At 58.5% G+C, this 16,445-nt stretch carries 14 protein-coding genes; 7 read left to right on the forward strand and 7 right to left on the reverse strand.

The genetic code is table 11. The features are described 5' to 3' along the window. The first annotated feature begins 47 nt into the window (after window positions 1–47). The 4 genes from EGT36_RS13090 to EGT36_RS13110 all read left to right on the forward strand — a co-directional run bounded on the left by EGT36_RS13090 (window position 48) and on the right by EGT36_RS13110 (window position 4,466). Window positions 48–353 carry a DUF1467 family protein gene (locus EGT36_RS13090; protein ID WP_006697998.1) on the forward strand — a complete coding sequence of 102 codons (306 nt, stop codon included), beginning with the start codon at window positions 48–50 and terminating at the stop codon, window positions 351–353. A 659-nt stretch (window positions 354–1,012) separates the two neighbouring features. Beyond that, a complete protein-coding gene (gene proS / locus EGT36_RS13100; RefSeq protein WP_037089248.1) occupies window positions 1,013–2,335 on the forward strand; it encodes a proline--tRNA ligase in 1,323 nt (440 codons plus the stop codon). A 124-nt stretch (window positions 2,336–2,459) separates the two neighbouring features. Beyond that, the gene (locus tag EGT36_RS13105; RefSeq protein WP_037089082.1) at window positions 2,460–3,767 is read left to right on the forward strand and encodes a lipoprotein-releasing ABC transporter permease subunit; all 1,308 of its coding nucleotides are present in this window, start codon (window positions 2,460–2,462) and stop codon (window positions 3,765–3,767) included. 15 nt (window positions 3,768–3,782) lie between these two features. Next, window positions 3,783–4,466: an ABC transporter ATP-binding protein gene (locus EGT36_RS13110; RefSeq protein ID WP_004441345.1), complete on the forward strand. Its 684-nt coding sequence runs from the start codon at window positions 3,783–3,785 to the stop codon at window positions 4,464–4,466. A gap of 117 nt (window positions 4,467–4,583) precedes the next feature. Here the strand turns inward: EGT36_RS13110 and EGT36_RS13115 are convergent, their stop codons facing one another. Next, the gene (locus EGT36_RS13115) at window positions 4,584–4,886 is read right to left on the reverse strand and encodes a hypothetical protein (protein WP_131258784.1); all 303 of its coding nucleotides are present in this window, start codon (window positions 4,884–4,886) and stop codon (window positions 4,584–4,586) included. 72 nt (window positions 4,887–4,958) lie between these two features. Here EGT36_RS13115 and dnaE point away from each other — a divergent pair, with 72 nt between their 5' ends. Beyond that, a complete protein-coding gene (gene dnaE, locus EGT36_RS13120) occupies window positions 4,959–8,459 on the forward strand; it encodes a DNA polymerase III subunit alpha (RefSeq protein ID WP_004441347.1) in 3,501 nt (1,166 codons plus the stop codon). A 23-nt stretch (window positions 8,460–8,482) separates the two neighbouring features. Here the strand turns inward: dnaE and EGT36_RS13125 are convergent, their stop codons facing one another. The 3 genes from EGT36_RS13125 to EGT36_RS13135 form a co-directional block, all read right to left on the reverse strand. Beyond that, complete coding sequence (locus EGT36_RS13125; RefSeq protein WP_037089083.1) at window positions 8,483–9,721, reverse strand: L,D-transpeptidase family protein; 1,239 nt, start codon at window positions 9,719–9,721, stop codon at window positions 8,483–8,485. Window positions 9,722–9,887: 166 nt separating this feature from the next. Next, window positions 9,888–11,171: a DNA polymerase IV gene (locus EGT36_RS13130; RefSeq protein WP_022556042.1), complete on the reverse strand. Its 1,284-nt coding sequence runs from the start codon at window positions 11,169–11,171 to the stop codon at window positions 9,888–9,890. A gap of 69 nt (window positions 11,172–11,240) precedes the next feature. Continuing rightward, complete coding sequence (locus EGT36_RS13135) at window positions 11,241–11,549, reverse strand: DUF3572 domain-containing protein (protein ID WP_004441355.1); 309 nt, start codon at window positions 11,547–11,549, stop codon at window positions 11,241–11,243. A gap of 131 nt (window positions 11,550–11,680) precedes the next feature. Here EGT36_RS13135 and EGT36_RS13140 point away from each other — a divergent pair, with 131 nt between their 5' ends. Both EGT36_RS13140 and EGT36_RS13145 read left to right on the forward strand, forming a co-directional pair. Further along, a complete protein-coding gene (locus EGT36_RS13140; protein ID WP_003521498.1) occupies window positions 11,681–12,052 on the forward strand; it encodes a response regulator in 372 nt (123 codons plus the stop codon). Between the two features lie 18 nt (window positions 12,053–12,070). Continuing rightward, window positions 12,071–13,441, forward strand: coding sequence for a PleD family two-component system response regulator (locus EGT36_RS13145; RefSeq protein ID WP_125270453.1), 1,371 nt, complete (start codon window positions 12,071–12,073; stop codon window positions 13,439–13,441). Window positions 13,442–14,330: 889 nt separating this feature from the next. Here EGT36_RS13145 and rpmG read toward each other — a convergent pair. The 3 genes from rpmG to EGT36_RS13160 form a co-directional block, all read right to left on the reverse strand. Next, entirely contained in the window at window positions 14,331–14,498 is a 168-nt protein-coding gene (gene rpmG / locus EGT36_RS13150) for a 50S ribosomal protein L33 (protein ID WP_003496403.1), read from the reverse strand. Between the two features lie 89 nt (window positions 14,499–14,587). Then, a complete protein-coding gene (locus tag EGT36_RS13155; protein WP_006698003.1) occupies window positions 14,588–15,754 on the reverse strand; it encodes an MFS transporter in 1,167 nt (388 codons plus the stop codon). A 17-nt stretch (window positions 15,755–15,771) separates the two neighbouring features. Further along, the gene (locus tag EGT36_RS13160; RefSeq protein ID WP_037089084.1) at window positions 15,772–16,440 is read right to left on the reverse strand and encodes an NUDIX hydrolase; all 669 of its coding nucleotides are present in this window, start codon (window positions 16,438–16,440) and stop codon (window positions 15,772–15,774) included. Window positions 16,441–16,445 lie beyond the last annotated feature (5 nt).

Genomic DNA, 16,445 nt, shown 5'->3' on the forward strand with positions numbered 1-16,445 from the left:
TTTCTTTTAGGATTTCTTGCGGAGAAGTGATTCCGATCTGCGGATGAATGCGTTACAAGAAGCCCATTGCGCAGGAGGATCACATGCCGCTTCTTTCGGCCTTCGCCGTTTATTTCATCGTCTGGTGGACGGTGCTTTTCATCGTGTTGCCGATTGGCCTGCGCACCCAGGATGAAGACGGAGATGTCGCACTGGGCACGGTCGCCAGCGCACCCTCCCGCTTCAAGGGCGGGCGGATCGTTTTGTGGACGACCCTGATCTCGGCTTTGATCTGTGGCCTATGGTATGGCGGAACCTGGTGGTTCGGTGTCAGCCTTGATGATCTGCCGAGAATTATTCCCGTTTTCGACTAAAGACAGCGGGGCGGTATCCGCCCCAGTCGCGTCTTGACGGGTCGGCCCGAGAACGAACCCCGGAACTGCCTAAGCATCGGGCAGTCTGCCATCAATCCGGCCAAACACTGTCATATGGATGTCATATCTATCGTGCAAACAGCAGGAGCTTGCTGATCTCGATTCATCGCGGAGCTCTGCGGAATGACGAAGCGAGCGGGGCAATTTGCCAGGGCAAAAAAAAACAAGGCCTTTCAGCCTTGTTTTCCAGTTTTCGCGTGATCTGTAACCGTTACCGGGGCTGCGAACGAGCGCGCCTAAGATCTGATCCTCCCAAGACTGACCGCGAAAATGACAAGAATTTAAACTTCCTGCCTCTTTTGTAAGCTAAAGCTAGCTCAAACCCCCAGCCTTGTCATCTCATTTTTTGCATATTTGTTACAGTCGGCAAAAAATTCCCTGTGGTGCATTTTGTCGCACCCTATCCAGAATAATATTTCGGCCAAAGCGTTTTGACGCGAATTAGCTATCGCGAAAATACAACGAAATGCCCATTAAACGCTCTTTTCATGGCGGGTTTTCATCCGCCCCGGAAACGGCTATATCCGGCGCCAATATCCCTCTATTCGGGGCGATTCCCGCAGCTTCGCGCGCTATCGTCCGCATCAATGGAAGCCGTCATGCGTCTCAGCCGTTATTTCATGCCCATCCTGAAGGAAAACCCCAAGGAAGCGGAAATCGTTTCTCACCGTCTCATGCTGCGCGCCGGCATGATCCGGCAGCAGTCGGCTGGCATTTATTCCTGGCTGCCGCTGGGCAAGCGTGTGCTGGACAAGGTCAACAAGATTATCCGCGAGGAACAGAACCGCTCCGGCGCCATCGAGCTTCTGATGCCGACCCTGCAATCCGCGGAACTCTGGCAGGAAAGCGGCCGTTACGACGACTACGGTAAGGAGATGCTGCGCATCAAGGACCGCCAGGATCGCCAGATGCTCTACGGCCCCACCAATGAGGAGATGATCACCGACATCTTCCGTTCCTATGTGAAGTCCTACAAGAACCTGCCGCTGAACCTCTATCATATTCAGTTGAAGTTCCGCGACGAGGTGCGTCCCCGCTTCGGCACGATGCGCTCGCGCGAATTCCTGATGAAGGACGCCTATTCCTTTGACCTGACCAAGGAAGACGCGATCCATTCCTATAACAAGATGTTTGTGGCTTACCTGCGCACGTTCGAACGTCTCGGCCTGCGCGCTATTCCCATGCGTGCCGATACAGGTCCGATCGGCGGCAATCACAGCCATGAATTCATCATTCTGGCCGACACCGGTGAATCCGAGGTCTTCTGCCACAAGAGCTTCCTGGATCGCGCCATTCCCGCTGAAAGCACCGATTTCGACGATGTTGCAGCGTTGCAGGGCGTGTTCGACGAATGGACGGCTGATTACGCCGCCACCTCTGAAATGCACGACGAAGCCGCCTATGACGCCATTCCCGAGGGCGAGCGCCTTTCGGCACGCGGCATCGAAGTCGGCCACATCTTCTATTTCGGCACCAAATATTCCGAACCGATGGGCGCGAAAGTGCAGGGCAAGGATGGCAAGGAACATCCTGTCCACATGGGTTCCTATGGCATCGGCCCGACACGCCTTGTTCCCGCCATCATTGAAGCATCGCATGACGAGAACGGAATCATCTGGCCGGCTTCGGTCGCTCCTTTCGACGTCGTGATCATCAACATGAAGGCTGGAGACGCGGCCTGCGATGCTGCTTGCGAAAAGCTGTATTATTCGCTCTCCAACGCCGGCAAGGATGTTCTCTACGACGATACGGACGACCGTGCAGGCCAGAAATTCGCCACCGCCGACCTCATCGGTGTGCCGCTGCAGATCATCGTCGGCCCGCGCTCCGTCGCGAATGGCGAAGTCGAGGTCAAGGAGCGCAAGACCGGCGAGCGGGAAACCGTGACGATCGAGGCGGCGATGAACAGGGTGCTTGGCTAAGCGCGAGCGAAATGCGTGGCGGCTTCACCCGAAGTCCGCTCTCGTTTCGTAGCGTGGATGCCGCAGAAATTTGGGCCGGTTTTCGTAAAAGACCGGCCTCGCAGTTTGAGATCAGGGAGACGACATGGCACAAGCCGAAGCTGAAAAGGGTGCGGCTGTTTCCGCCGGGGCAAAGACCGCCCGGCCGTTTTCCGCTTTTGAACGTATGGTGGCCTGGCGTTACCTGCGCTCACGGCGCAAGGAAGCCTTCATTTCCGTCATTGCCGGTTTTTCCTTTGTCGGCATTATGCTGGGCGTAGCGACGCTCATCATCGTCATGGCCGTCATGAACGGTTTCCGCACGGAACTGATCTCCCGCATTCTTGGCATCAACGGCCACATGATCGTTAATGCGATCGACCAGCCCTTGAATAATTACGATGAACTGGCGAAGAAGTTCGCCGCCGTCCCCGGCGTTACCATGGCCTTGCCGCTGGTGGAAGGCCAGACGCTTGCCTCCGGCCGCGGTGGCGCGGGCTCCGGCGCGCTGGTGCGCGGCGTGCGCCAGGAAGACATCGACAAGGTCAAGGAAGTAGCGACCAACATCAAGACCGGCGATCTCGTTGGCTTTATGGCCGGAGACGGCGTCCTCGTCGGTTCCAGGCTCGCATCGCAACTGGGTGTAACGGCTGGTGACGATATCACCCTCATATCACCGGAAGGTGATGTGACGCCGATGGGTGTCAATCCCCGCGTGAAATCCTACAAGATTTCCGGTGTCTTTGAGATCGGCATGTCCGAATATGACGCCTCTATGATCTACATGCCGCTCTCCGAGGCGCAGCTCTATTTCAATACGGAAGGGCGTGTCGGGTCCATTGAGCTTTATGTCAGCCGCCCGGACGACGTCGATGGCATCCGCCCGCTGGTGGAGCAGGCGGCGGAACGGCAGATCTACATCGTCGACTGGCGGCAGCGGAACCAGACCTTCTTTTCCGCCCTGCAGGTGGAGCGGAACGTGATGTTCATGATCCTGACCCTCATCGTTCTTGTGGCGGCGCTCAACATCATTTCCGGCCTGATCATGCTGGTAAAGGACAAGGGCAGCGATATCGCCATTCTGCGCACCATGGGCGCAAGCTCAGGTGCCGTCATGCGCATCTTTTTCATGACCGGCGCGGCGATCGGCACGGTCGGCACCTTCGCTGGCGTGGCGCTTGGCGTCATCGTCTGCCTCAATGTCGAATCCATCCGCCAGTTCTTCTCCTGGATATCAGGAACGGTGCTGTTTGATCCGCAGCTCTATTTCCTCAGCCAGCTTCCGGCCGAAATGGATGTTGGTGAAACCATCACCGTCGTCATCATGGCCCTGACGCTCTCTTTCCTGGCAACGATCTTCCCGGCCTGGCGTGCTTCCAAGCTCGATCCGGTGCAGGCCCTGCGTTACGAATAAGGACCGCTTCGCAATATGGCAAAAAAAACAGTGCTGCGGCTTACCGGCGTCGAGAGAACCTATGGTCAGGGCGAGACGTCGCTTTCCATTCTGCGCAAGGCGGATTTCCAGTTGAAGAGCGGTGAGATGGTGGCGCTGGTTGCCCCCTCCGGTACCGGCAAATCCACCCTGTTGCATCTCGCCGGGCTTCTCGAACATCCAGACGCCGGCGAAGTCTATATCAACGACGCGCCCTGCAACGGTCTGCCGGATGAGACGCGCACGGCGATCCGCCGCAGCGACATCGGCTTCGTTTATCAGTTCCACCATCTGCTGCCCGAGTTTTCGGCAGTTGAGAACGTGATGATGCCGCAGCTCATCGCCGGCCTGTCACAGGCGGAGGCGCGTAAACGCGCGAGCGCGCTTCTGGATTACATGCGGGTGGGGCATCGTGGCGAGCACCGTCCGGCCGAGCTCTCCGGGGGTGAACAGCAGCGCGTTGCCATTGCCCGCGCCGTCGCCAATGCACCGCTCCTGCTGCTGGCGGACGAGCCGACCGGCAATCTCGATCCGGAGACCGCCTCTTATGTCTTCGACGCACTGGAGGCGCTGGTTCGCCAGTCCGGCCTCGCAGCGCTGATCGCGACGCATAACCACGAGCTCGCCGGCCGGATGGATCGCCGCGTAACGCTCGCCGAGGGCAAGATCGTCGATTTTTGACCTGACCGAGCCTGTCCCGCCATCCACCGACCCCGAACGGCGGGCGAGGCGAGGGATCGGATGCGCCCTTGACGGAGGCTAGCCGCTTGGCTGCCGCGAGCATGGATTTTCCAAGTTTCATTTTTTGAACCCGGAGGATTTTTCTTCCGGGTTTTTCGCTTTGGAGTCAGCGGCTTGCGGTTTTGGAAGCGGGAACCGAAAGCGATTCTGCCACGTTGGCAAGGAGAACATCAGCAGAACCCTGTTGACAATCGAACGAAATAAGAACAAAGTTGGAACATAACGAGTAAGGAGAGACCAATGACTGATTTCATCCGTGACGTTGCCGCTTTCACCTCCATTGCTGTCTTCGTTGCCAGCTTTTCGGTAATCCTCACCGCGCTGTGAAGAAGATACCGGCGCAGAAGCCTGTATGGACATCGCAAAGCGGTGGACATCAAGCGCCGGAAATCGGAAAATCGCCCCCGTGATTCAGAATGACAGGATGATGATATGGGCGATACGGTTGTGCGGGCAGAAACCTCTGACGAAAACCTGAACACCCCGGGTTTCGTTCATCTTCGGGTTCATTCCGCTTACTCCCTGCTTGAAGGGGCTCTGCCCCTCAAGAAAATCATGTCCAAGGCCGTTTCAGACGGCCAGCCGGCCATTGCCATTACAGATACCAACAACCTCTTTGTTGCGCTGGAGTTTTCCGAAAAGGCGCGGGATGAGGGTTTGCAGCCCATCATCGGCTGCCAGCTGTCGATCGACATGCAGGATGCGGCGGAGGATCGCCGCAACCACAACAGCCACCTTCAGAAACTTCCCGCTATCGTTCTTCTCGCCGCCGATGCCGAAGGGTATGAGCGGCTGGTGGATCTTGTGAGCCGTGCCTATCTTGAGGGCGAGGGCAGTGGCCATTCCGTGCACATTACCCGCGCATGGCTTGAAGAGGACTCAAATGCGGGCTTGATCGCGCTGACCGGCGCTTCCGGCGGCCCGGTGGATATGGCCTTGAGGGAAGGTCATGCCGCCCAGGCGAAGGAACGGCTGCTGACACTGAAGTCACTCTTCGGTGACCGGCTTTATATCGAATTGCAGCGTCAGTCCGGGTATGACCGTTCGCATGAGCGGCGTATGATCGGCCTCGCTTATGACCATGATATTCCGCTGGTTGCCACAAACGAGGCGTTCTTTCCGTCAAAGGCCGACTACGAAGCGCATGACGCGTTGATGGCGGTGGCGCATAATGCCATTGTTTCGGACGACAGCCGCTTTCGCCTGACGCCCGACCATTACCTCAAAAGTCGAGAAGAAATGACGGCGTTGTTTGCAGACCTGCCGGAGGCGCTGGACAATACCGTCGAGATTGCGTTGCGCTGCTCTTATGTGCTGAAGAAGCGCGGGCCTATCCTGCCACGTTTCACCGGCGCCAGCGATGATCCTGAGGCGGCGGAACGCGCCGAAGCGGAAGAGCTTCGACGTCAGGCGGTGGAGGGGCTGGATCAGCGCCTTGCCGCGCTCGGTATGGCGCCCGGTTATACGGAACAGGATTATCGCGAGCGGCTCGATTTCGAGCTCGGCGTCATCTCGCGCATGAAGTTCCCCGGTTATTTCCTGATCGTTGCCGACTTCATCAAATGGGCCAAGCAGCACGATATCCCGGTCGGACCGGGCCGTGGTTCGGGCGCGGGTTCGCTCGTCGCTTACGCGCTGACGATTACCGATGTCGATCCGCTGCGTTTCTCACTGCTGTTCGAACGCTTCCTTAATCCTGAACGCGTGTCGATGCCCGACTTCGACATCGATTTCTGCCAGGATCGTCGTGAAGAAGTGATCCGCTACGTTCAGGCCAAATACGGCCGCGAGCAGGTTGCGCAGATCATCACCTTCGGCTCGCTCCAGGCGCGCGCGGCCCTGCGCGACGTCGGCCGCGTGCTGGAAATGCCCTACGGGCAGGTGGACAAGATCTGCAAGCTGGTGCCCAACAACCCGGCCAATCCGACGCCGCTTTCGAAGGCGATCGAGGAGGAGCCGCGCCTGCAGGAAGAAGCGGACAGGGAGCCCGTTGTCGCGCGCCTGCTGGATATCGCCCAGAAGATCGAGGGGCTTTATCGCCACGCCTCAACCCATGCTGCCGGTATCGTCATCGGCGACCGCCCGCTGTCGAAGCTGGTGCCGATGTATCGCGATCCGCGGTCCGATATGCCGGTCACCCAGTTCAACATGAAGTGGGTTGAAAGCGCCGGCCTCGTCAAATTCGACTTTCTTGGCCTGAAAACGCTGACGGTGCTGAAGGTGGCCGTCGATTTTGTCGCCAAGCGCGGCATCAAGGTGGATCTCGCCGCCATCCCGCTCGATGACGCCAAGACGTATGAAATGCTGTCGCGCGGTGAGACCATCGGCGTGTTCCAAGTGGAAAGTGCCGGCATGCGCAAGGCGCTGATCGGCATGCGGCCGGACTGCATCGAGGATATCATTGCTCTGGTGGCACTATATCGTCCCGGCCCGATGGAAAACATCCCCGTTTATAACGCCCGCAAACATGGCGAAGAAGAGCTGGAGTCGATCCACCCGACCATCGACCATCTGCTGAAGGAAACACAGGGCGTTATCGTTTATCAGGAACAGGTGATGCAGATCGCCCAGGTTCTGTCGGGTTATTCGCTTGGCGAAGCCGATCTTCTGCGCCGCGCCATGGGTAAGAAGATCAAGGAGGAAATGGACAAGCAGCGCGAGCGCTTCGTTGATGGCGCCATCAAGAACGGTGTCTCGAAACCGCAGGCCGACACCATCTTCGATCTCCTCGCAAAATTTGCCAATTACGGCTTCAACAAGAGCCATGCCGCGGCCTATGCCATCGTCTCCTACCAGACGGCCTATATGAAGGCGCATTATCCGGTGGAGTTCCTGGCGGCCTCCATGACGCTCGATATGGCCAATACGGAAAAGCTCAACGATTTCCGTCAGGACGCCGGTCGTCTCGGCATTGAAATCGTCGCGCCGTCCGTCCAGACATCGTTCCGCCAGTTCGAAACGGGCGAGAACCGCATTTATTATTCGTTGGCTGCCATCAAGGGTGTTGGCGAAGGAGCGGTCGAACATATCGTCGCGATCCGCGGCGACAAGCCGTTCACGAGCCTCGAGGATTTCTGCCTGCGCATCGACCCCAAGCAGATCAACCGTCGTGTGCTCGAGAGTCTCATCAATGCCGGTGCTTTCGATTGTTTCGGCCGCGACCGCGCAGAGCTGATCGGCGGGCTGGACCGTATCATCGGTTATGCCCAGATGGCGCAGAACAACCGCACCATCGGCCAGTCGGACATGTTCGGCTCGGGCGGCGGCAATGGCCCGGAAAAGCTGGTGCTTCCTGCCTTCCAGCCCTGGCTTGCCTCGGAAAAGCTGCTGCGCGAATATCAGGTTCTCGGTTTCTACCTCACGGCCCACCCGCTGGATACCTATCGCCCCGTACTGGAAAAATTGCGCGTGCAGAATTTCGCCGATTTTTCCGCTGCTGTGAAACAGGGGGCGACTGCCGGGCGTCTTGCCGGCACCGTTACCGGCAAACAGGAGCGAAAGACGCGCACCGGCAACAAGATGGGTATCGTCACCTTCTCGGATGCTTCAGGGCAATATGAGGCGGTGTTGTTTTCCGAAGGTCTCGGCCAGTACCGCGACCTGCTTGAGGTCGGCAAGTCGTTGGTGATCACGGTGCAGGCGGAAGAGCGCCCTGAAGGTATCGGTCTGCGCATCCAGACGGCGCAGTCGCTGGAAGAAAAATCCGTGCAGATGCAGAAGGCACTGCGTGTTTATGTGCGTGATTCCGGCCCGCTGAAAACGGTTGCCCGCCACCTCAACACCAGGGGTGACGGCTCGGTCTATTTCATCGTTATCAAGGATGAGGGGAGCCGCGAGATCGAGGTCGAACTGACGGAGAAATACCGTATTTCGCCTGAAATAGCCGCTGCTCTTCGGTCAGCCCCCGGTGTCGTTGATGTGGAACTGGTGTGAGGCGCAGCGCCTCCGCGCCTCGCTCAGACCGGCCCTTCCTTCGTCACGGTGATGAAGTCCGTTCCCGTTCCTGTCTCCATCTGGTGACTGAGGTCGGAAACGGTGATGGAGCTTCCGCTTGAAAGTTCCTGCTCAATCCGGGCGCGTGTGTCCTGCGGAATGTCGAGACGGCTGAGCACGGCACTCAACTGGTCGAAACCGCCGGGCGCGTCGGTAACGGTGATGCCGAGCCGCTTGCGGGCAGCGGCTGGCAGATGATTGTCGAGCGTTACGCCGTTCCATTCGGCGGTTCCGGCAGCGCGATCCACGGACACCGCCTCGAAAAAATGGGTTCCGAGCGCGACTTCAGGATCCTTGATGTCGATGGCGGCCTCAAAAAGCGGCTTGAAGTCCTGCCGCACCATGATCTGCCCGGTTGGTGGGTGGTCTTCACCGGCGGAGGCATAAAGCGCCGCCACGAAAGCGTCGGTCAGAAGAGGCCCTGACGTTTTCAGCCCCTTCCACCGCTTGAAACCGTTGATGGCGCTGATCGTCATCTCCCCGGCATAACCGTCGGCCGAACCGGCATCGAAGCCGAGACGGGTAAGCACGGTCTGAATATCCATTACCCTTTCCCGCTCTCCACGCCTTGTGATGAGAATGCGCAGCGGTGAAGGCTCTCTCGCCTTCGCCGTCGATTTGATCGCCTGGGCTTTTTCATTGACGGCGACCTCGACCGCGCCCAGAGCCGCATCGAAGCTCGCGGGCCGCAACTCTACATCCGACAGAAGCAGCTTGCCGTCATCTGCGTCGTCACGCGGCGAAAACAGCGCCGGATGTTGCACAAAGCGCAGCGAGACCGGGCGGTCGGTGATGATGACATGCACCCCTGTACGCGTATCACCGAAGAGTGACTTCGCGAATTTGGAAGGCAGGCGCACACAGCCGTGGGAAGCCGGATAGTTCGGCACCTTGCCCTCGTGCAGCGCGATGCCGGACCAGGTCAGTCGCTGCATAAACGGCATGGGGGCGGCTGAATAGATATTCGACTCGTGGTATTTCCGCTTCTCTAGAATGGAGAATATGCCGCTCGGTGTCTCATGCCCGGCCTTGCCGGTCGAGACTTTGGAGGTGGCGATGATTTCACCATTCTCATAAAGCGCGAGCGACTGGTCACTTTTCGATACAAGTATCTGGAGGGACCTGCCGTCAGCGGCGAGCGCCGGAAAGGCGAGAATGCTGGCCGACAGCATGCCGGCCATAAGACGGAGGCGAAGGGACATGACGCAATACACCACATGCACAAAACTTCCCTCACTCAACCACGCTAAGTTTAATGAAGTTTAAGGGCGGCGCTGCCGCGCAATCACTAATTTGTGTAAAATCTAAAATAAATAGTTCTGAAGATCGATGCGCCGATATGTCGGCCGAAGGGCTTAACGGGTTCGGTTATTTCCGCGAGCCAAACGTATAGCCGGTCTCGACGCTGCCCTTGCCGAACTTGTCGCGCAGCTTGTCCATTGCCGCTTCCGCCGCGGCCCGGCGCCCCGCCTGTCTGTCGACGAGATCGGGAGGATCGGCAAGGCCGGCATCGCGCAGATCGCTGACGCCGATGCCGAGGAGGCGAAATTTCGTGCCGTCGGTTTCCTTTTCGAGCAATGAGAGGCCGGTGCGGAAAATTCGGTCGGCAAGCTGCGTGGGGTCGTCCAGCTTGCGATTACGGGTGCGGATCCTGAAGTCGGCCGTCTTCATTTTCAAGACAACCGTATGGCCGGCAATGCCATTTTTCTTGAGCCTCCAGGCGACTTTTTCCGAGAGCGACCGCAGGATCGGCACAAGGTCCTCATGGCGGGAAATATCGTTGAAGAAGGTGGTTTCGGAGGAGACGCTTTTGGCAGGGTCGTTATTGTGCACATGCCGCTCGTCAATGCCGCGCGACAGCCGGAAGAGCCGTTGGCCCATCACGCCATAACGGCGCATCAGCTCGCTTTCCTGCATCTCCTGCAGCTGTGCGATCATGCGGATGCCGTCGGCCTCCAGCGTCGCCGCGAAGGCCTTGCCCACGCCCCAGATGGTCGTGACCGGCCGCGCCGCAAGAAACGACAGCGCTTCCGCTTCGCCAATCACGGAAAAGCCGCGGGGCTTTTGCAGGTCGGACGCGACCTTGGCGAGAAATTTACAGTAGGAAAGCCCGGCTGAAACCGTCACCCCCACTTCCTTTTCCACGCGCCGGACAAATTTCGCCAGCACGCGCGCCGGTGGATCGTGATGCAGCTTCTCGGTGCCTGAAAGATCGAGAAACGCCTCGTCTATGGAAAGCGGCTGCACCAGCGGCGTCAACTCCTGCATCATCGCCCTGATTTCGCGCCCGACACGACTGTATTTCTCCATGTCAGGTTTGATGACCACGGCGTCGGGACAGGCTTCCAGCGCCTTGAACATGGGCATGGCGGAGCGCACGCCCTGAATACGGGCAATATAACAGGCAGTGGAAACCACCCCGCGCTTGCCGCCGCCAATGATGACAGGTTTATCGGCCAGTTCCGGATTATCCCGCTTTTCAACGGAGGCATAAAAGGCATCGCAATCGATATGGGCGATGCTCAGACCGTAGAGTTCGGCGTGATACACCAGCCGCGGGCTTCCGCAGGCACGGCAACGTCTAAGCCCCTCTGGCTGGCCGACCAGACAGTCGCGGCAAAAACCGGGATCATAAGGATGCGACGTGGACATGGGCCGAAAACAAAACCAGAACGTCGCCGACCATACTCCGGTTGTAACAACGGCTCAAGGGCTCTTCCCTTAATACACACCCGAATCCAGCCCGGGTCCGGAAAAGTGGTGCCAGGCCGCAGCCACCGTTTCGGGCGACGTGTCAGTTGCGGCGCAGAACGCCATGAGATCGGGTTCGTGGCTCATCAGGAAATCGGTGAGTCCCGCCAGAAAACCTGGATCGCTGACGGCCTGGCGCAGCATATTGGCCTGTAATCCGCTCAACGCCAGAAAGCGTCCCAGCATTTCCGGCTCGTTTGCCAGCCAGCCAAGTATGGCGGCCGCCGTTTCTTGCGGATCCTGGCTGGCATTGCCTTTGTTTTTTGTATCGCGCAGCATTTCTCACCTGAAGTTACCTATTTTGAAACCAAATCCCTCTAGCCTTGCGCAACAAATGGACGATGGAATCGGTTCTCAGCCAACTTATATGTCTGGGTGAAGGTTTCAAAGCGAAACGGGGACTGCTCACCATGCCCAAGCAGGTCATGATAGTCGAAGACAACGAGCTGAACATGAAGCTCTTTCGCGACCTGATCGAGGCGTCTGGTTATACGACGATCCAGACACGCAACGGCATGGAAGCGCTCGATCTCGCCCGCAAGCACCGGCCGGATCTGATCCTCATGGATATCCAGCTGCCGGAGGTTTCGGGGCTGGAGGTGACGAAGTGGCTGAAGGAAGATGACGAGTTGCATGTCATTCCGGTCATCGCGGTCACCGCTTTCGCCATGAAGGGAGACGAGGAGCGCATTCGCCAGGGCGGATGCGAGGCCTATGTGTCGAAGCCGATTTCCGTCCCGAAGTTCATTGAAGTCATCAAGACTTATCTGGGCGATGCGTGAGGCGACTGGGGAACGGTTATGACGGCGAGAGTTCTGGTTGTTGACGATATTCCGGCCAATGTGAAGCTTCTCGAAGCCCGGCTGGTGGCGGAGTATTTCGATGTCGTTACCGCCGAGGATGGCTTCAAGGCGCTTGCCATCTGCGATAAAGAGCAGGTCGATATCATCCTCCTCGATATCATGATGCCGGGCATGGATGGTTTCGAAGTCTGCGAAAGGCTGAAGGCCAATCCGGATACGGCGCATATCCCCGTTGTGATGGTCACGGCGCTGGATCAGCCCTCGGACCGCGTGCGGGGTCTGAAGGCTGGAGCCGATGATTTCCTGACCAAGCCGGTCAATGACCTGCAGTTGATCGCCCGCGTCAAAAGCCTGGTGCGCCTGAAGGCCGTTAGCGACGAATTGCGCGTGCGCGCTGAAGCGGCCCGTCAGATTGGCATCGAAGAGATGCTGCGCAGCGATGGGCTGATGCAGACGCCGGGCCGGATTCTGGTTGCGGATGGCCGCGCCAGCTCGCAGGAGCGCATCGTTCGGGCGCTGAAGCCGGTGGCAGAGGTGGATGCCGTCACGGAGCCGCAGGCGGCCCTGCTCAAGGCAACAGGCAATCCCTTCGAGCTTGTCATCGTCAATTCGAATTTCGAAGATTACGATCCGCTGAGACTGTGCTCGCAGCTTCGCTCGCTGGAGCGGACCCGTTTCCTTCCGTTGCTCCTCGTGGCGGAGCAGGGGGCCGACGACATGGTGGCGCGCGCGCTGGATCTCGGCGTCAACGATTACATCCTTCGTCCGATCGATCCCAACGAACTCGTTGCCCGATCGCTGACGCAGATCAGGCGCAAACGCTACAATGAACATCTGCGGCTCAATCTCCAGCACACCATGGAGCTCGCCATCGTTGACGGCCTGACCGGCCTCAACAATCGTCGTTATCTCGACAATCATCTCAAGATACTCTTCGACCGCGCCGCTGTCCGCGGCCGCCCGATCTCCATCTGCATGACCGATGTAGATCGCTTCAAGCTGGTCAATGATACCTATGGTCATGATGTGGGTGACGAAGTCCTGCGGGAATTTGCGGCACGCATCCGCAGCACGGTCCGCGGCGCCGATCTCGCCTGCCGCTACGGCGGCGAGGAATTTGTCGTCGTCATGCCGGACACGCCGATAGAGCTTGCTGCGAGCGTTGCCGAACGCCTGCGGACGATCGTGGAAGACAAGCCTTTCTACGTCCGTTCCATCGATCGTGAACTGAGCATCACGGCATCGCTCGGCATAGCATCCGGCAGCGGCGCCTTTGGAACGCCGGACGAACTGCTGAGGCAGGCTGACAGGGCGCTTTACGAGGCTAAACACGCCGGCCGAAACCGCGTCGTATCGGCGGCCGCCTGAACGGCTTTGCGAAGTAGCGGTGCGGGAGAATTGCACCGCCGTCCAAAATAATTTCGGACGTCTCAAGAAAACGGTAAAGGAAAGCCCGGCCTTTAGGAGCCAAGTCCCTGACTTCGCCTGTATTTTAACTTCATGCAATGAAAAGGCGAAATCGCGCGAGGCAACTAGATTTCAAGTTGAAAAATATATTGAATTCAATCTCGTGAAAAACTATAGTGTGCCAGCGTTGTATATTTAACCATGTTTTTCAGGTGACTTGTCGCTGGCTTAAGAATTTGTTGATTTTTATTTTACTTCTGCGCACACTCCTTGTTGAGAGTAACAGTTCTTCCGGCGGTTCTTCCGTCTTTTGATGATGGAATGAGAGCGGCGTGTGCCGCTGCGGTTTCGCTTGTCAGGGGCTGGTATTGCGTAGTTTGAATGCCCCATGATGCTCAGGTCCGCCGCATCTCCTGAATCGTGGGGTCGGTCGGCTGACGATGTTCGATTCGGTTCCTCGTGCCGTAACGCATCGTTGGCCGGCCGCCTTATTCCCTGCTTGATGCGTTGGAGCATCGCTCGCTTTGAAAAGATCGGCGGCATTCCCAACGCCGTGAAGTCGACACGCCGTCGCTTTCTCTTACAATCACGTTCCGCATCGTAGGGGTAGCCGTCGGCGTTTTCCGTTGCCCCGCCGGGCAATCGGACGGCCTGTGGCCGCTGACGGGGGGCAGTGGTATCAAACCTGCAACATATGTTGTCGCCGGCGCGGCGGAGAAAATCAGGTGGGGCAGCCGGCCAGGCGTGAAGCCGTGTCGACAGGGCGTTCTGCTGAGCGAATGGCCTGTATCCGCATAAACAAAAAACGCGCCCGTGGGGGCGCGCTTTTGCCGGAACACCGATCAAGAAATTACTTGATCTTGGTTTCCTTGAATTCGACGTGCTTGCGTACAACCGGGTCGTACTTCGTCTTCGTCATCTTGTCCGTGAACGTACGGCTGTTCTTGGTGGTGACGTAGAAGGTACCGGTGTCGGCTGTCGACAGCAGCTTGATCTTGATTGTTGTAGCTTTCGCCATGGTCGTCCTGCCTTTAAACAAAAGAGAAGCCGCAGGCGCTTCTCACCTCGGCTAAATCTGGCGCGAAACTACGTATCGCGCCTGAAAAGTCAAGCCTGTTTTGCCCGGAAAACAAAACGGACGGCATAAAGGACCACGTAGAGCCCGAAAAATACCGCCAGCGACCAGGCGAAGCCGTCGGTTCCGGCGACGTCCATGGAAATGCCCACGGCCTGCGGCCCCGCGATCGTACCAATGGCGTAACAGAAGATGAAGGCGGCATTTGCGGCCACCAGGTCGGCACCCTTCAGACGCGACCCGAGATGGGTGAGGCCGACCGTATACATGCCGGAAACGAGGCCGCCCCAGAACAGCAGCAGTGCCGCCACCAGTATCCAGCTTTCCACCAGGAACGGCAGGGCCAGCGTGCCGCAGACGCCGGCAAGGGCCATCAGGCCCAGCATCGTCCGCCGGTCTTTCATCCTGTCAGAAAGCAGGCCGATCGGTATCTGGAAGACCATGTTGCCAATGCCCATCACGGTAAGGAGAAGAGCCGCCTGCGATTCGTTGAAGCCTTCCCTGGTGGCATAGATCGGAAACAGCGAAAGGCCGCCTGCCTGTACCGAGCCGAAGACGAAAGCGGCGGCTGATGCCATCGGCACCAGCCAGACATAACGGACGAAATGGTGGTTGGGCCGCTCGTCCAGTTCCGGGCTCTCACCACGCGCCATGAAGATGGGAATTGCCGCAAGCAATATGATTGCCGCCCCGACGAGGAAAGGCAGGATGCCTTCGCTGCCAACCGCCGAAAACAGAAGCGGACCAACGGCAAAACCGACCGCAAGGCCGGTGGCGTAGATGCCGAGAACCATACCGCGCTTCTTCGGCGGCGCCGTCATGTTGATCCAGTATTCGGAGAGGATGAAGAGCGTGGTGGTTGCGCCATGGAAGACGATTCGCAGCGGAAACCACATCCAGAAAGCATCGGCGAAATAAAAGCCGAGCGCGCTCAGCGCGGAGATGAAAACCGCAAACAACATGGTGCGGGCCACGCCAAAATCATGGGCGATCTTGGTGGTCACCGGGGCCGCCATCATGGCCGCGACGCCGGCCATGGCCGAGTTCACCCCGATCATGGTGGAGGAGATGCCGCGTTTCTCAAGGATGATCGACAGGAGCGGTAGGCCAAGGCCGATGGCGACGCCGACCGCACTGATGGCGGAAATGGCGGCGATCAGTGAGGGCCAGTGAATGGCATCCGCTTCTTCGCATTTCATTTGTGACATGACGGCCTTTATACAAAGTCTCGAATGAACTGGCCGTGGCGCGTGACATAAAGCCGCGCGGGGCTTTCATAGGGCAGTGAGGGATCACCTATCATGAAATTTGTGACATCTTCGAGAACCGTACGCGTGATTTTCGGCATGTTCAGACCGGAAAGGTCTGTCATGTCAAGCCATTGCACGTTGTGAAGCTCTTCGGAATCCCGGGTTAGCCGGATATCCAGCCGCAATTCGTCGGCGTAACAGCAAAAGAATCGCGTGTCGTAACGCCTGACATTGCCGGGCGGTGTGATGGCGCGCGCCACATAGCGGAAACAGGAGAGGTCCGGACCTTCAGTGGCCGGCCCAAGCTCGACCCCGGTTTCCTCCACAAGTTCGCGCGCGGCGGCAAGCGCCAGCGCCCTTGCCCCGGCGACGCTCAGGCGCCGCGAAGCCGACGCCGTCAGGCTGTCAAGGACAGCGGGATGCAGATCGCCGGAAAAGGGCAGCGCATGGTCGCGCGGATCGCGTTTGCCGCCTGGAAAGACATAAGTGCCGGGCATGAAGACGTGGGCGCTGCTGCGCTGGCCCATCAGCACCCGTGTCGTCGGGCCGGATCGGTCGAACAGAATGAGGGAGGCGGCATCGCGCGGCCGCAATGGGGCGCTTGCCGCTTCCACCTTGGTGGAATGCCGGGGCATGTACA

This window comes from Agrobacterium sp. FDAARGOS_525 (genome assembly GCF_003938925.1).
GTDB lineage: Bacteria > Pseudomonadota > Alphaproteobacteria > Rhizobiales > Rhizobiaceae > Agrobacterium > Agrobacterium pusense.

Coding starts and splice junctions, on each gene's coding strand:
- rpmG (WP_003496403.1), bottom strand. CDS start 14,498: ATGGCGAAAGCTACAACAATCAAGATCAAGCTGCTGTCGACAGCCGAC.
- EGT36_RS13115 (WP_131258784.1), bottom strand. CDS start 4,886: ATGTCCATACAGGCTTCTGCGCCGGTATCTTCTTCACAGCGCGGTGAG.
- EGT36_RS13105 (WP_037089082.1), top strand. CDS start 2,460: ATGGCACAAGCCGAAGCTGAAAAGGGTGCGGCTGTTTCCGCCGGGGCA.
- EGT36_RS13090 (WP_006697998.1), top strand. CDS start 48: ATGCGTTACAAGAAGCCCATTGCGCAGGAGGATCACATGCCGCTTCTT.
- EGT36_RS13155 (WP_006698003.1), bottom strand. CDS start 15,754: ATGAAATGCGAAGAAGCGGATGCCATTCACTGGCCCTCACTGATCGCC.
- EGT36_RS13145 (WP_125270453.1), top strand. CDS start 12,071: ATGACGGCGAGAGTTCTGGTTGTTGACGATATTCCGGCCAATGTGAAG.
- dnaE (WP_004441347.1), top strand. CDS start 4,959: ATGGGCGATACGGTTGTGCGGGCAGAAACCTCTGACGAAAACCTGAAC.
- EGT36_RS13130 (WP_022556042.1), bottom strand. CDS start 11,171: ATGTCCACGTCGCATCCTTATGATCCCGGTTTTTGCCGCGACTGTCTG.
- EGT36_RS13125 (WP_037089083.1), bottom strand. CDS start 9,721: ATGTCCCTTCGCCTCCGTCTTATGGCCGGCATGCTGTCGGCCAGCATT.
- EGT36_RS13135 (WP_004441355.1), bottom strand. CDS start 11,549: ATGCTGCGCGATACAAAAAACAAAGGCAATGCCAGCCAGGATCCGCAA.
- EGT36_RS13140 (WP_003521498.1), top strand. CDS start 11,681: ATGCCCAAGCAGGTCATGATAGTCGAAGACAACGAGCTGAACATGAAG.
- EGT36_RS13160 (WP_037089084.1), bottom strand. CDS start 16,440: ATGCCCCGGCATTCCACCAAGGTGGAAGCGGCAAGCGCCCCATTGCGG.
- EGT36_RS13110 (WP_004441345.1), top strand. CDS start 3,783: ATGGCAAAAAAAACAGTGCTGCGGCTTACCGGCGTCGAGAGAACCTAT.
- proS (WP_037089248.1), top strand. CDS start 1,013: ATGCGTCTCAGCCGTTATTTCATGCCCATCCTGAAGGAAAACCCCAAG.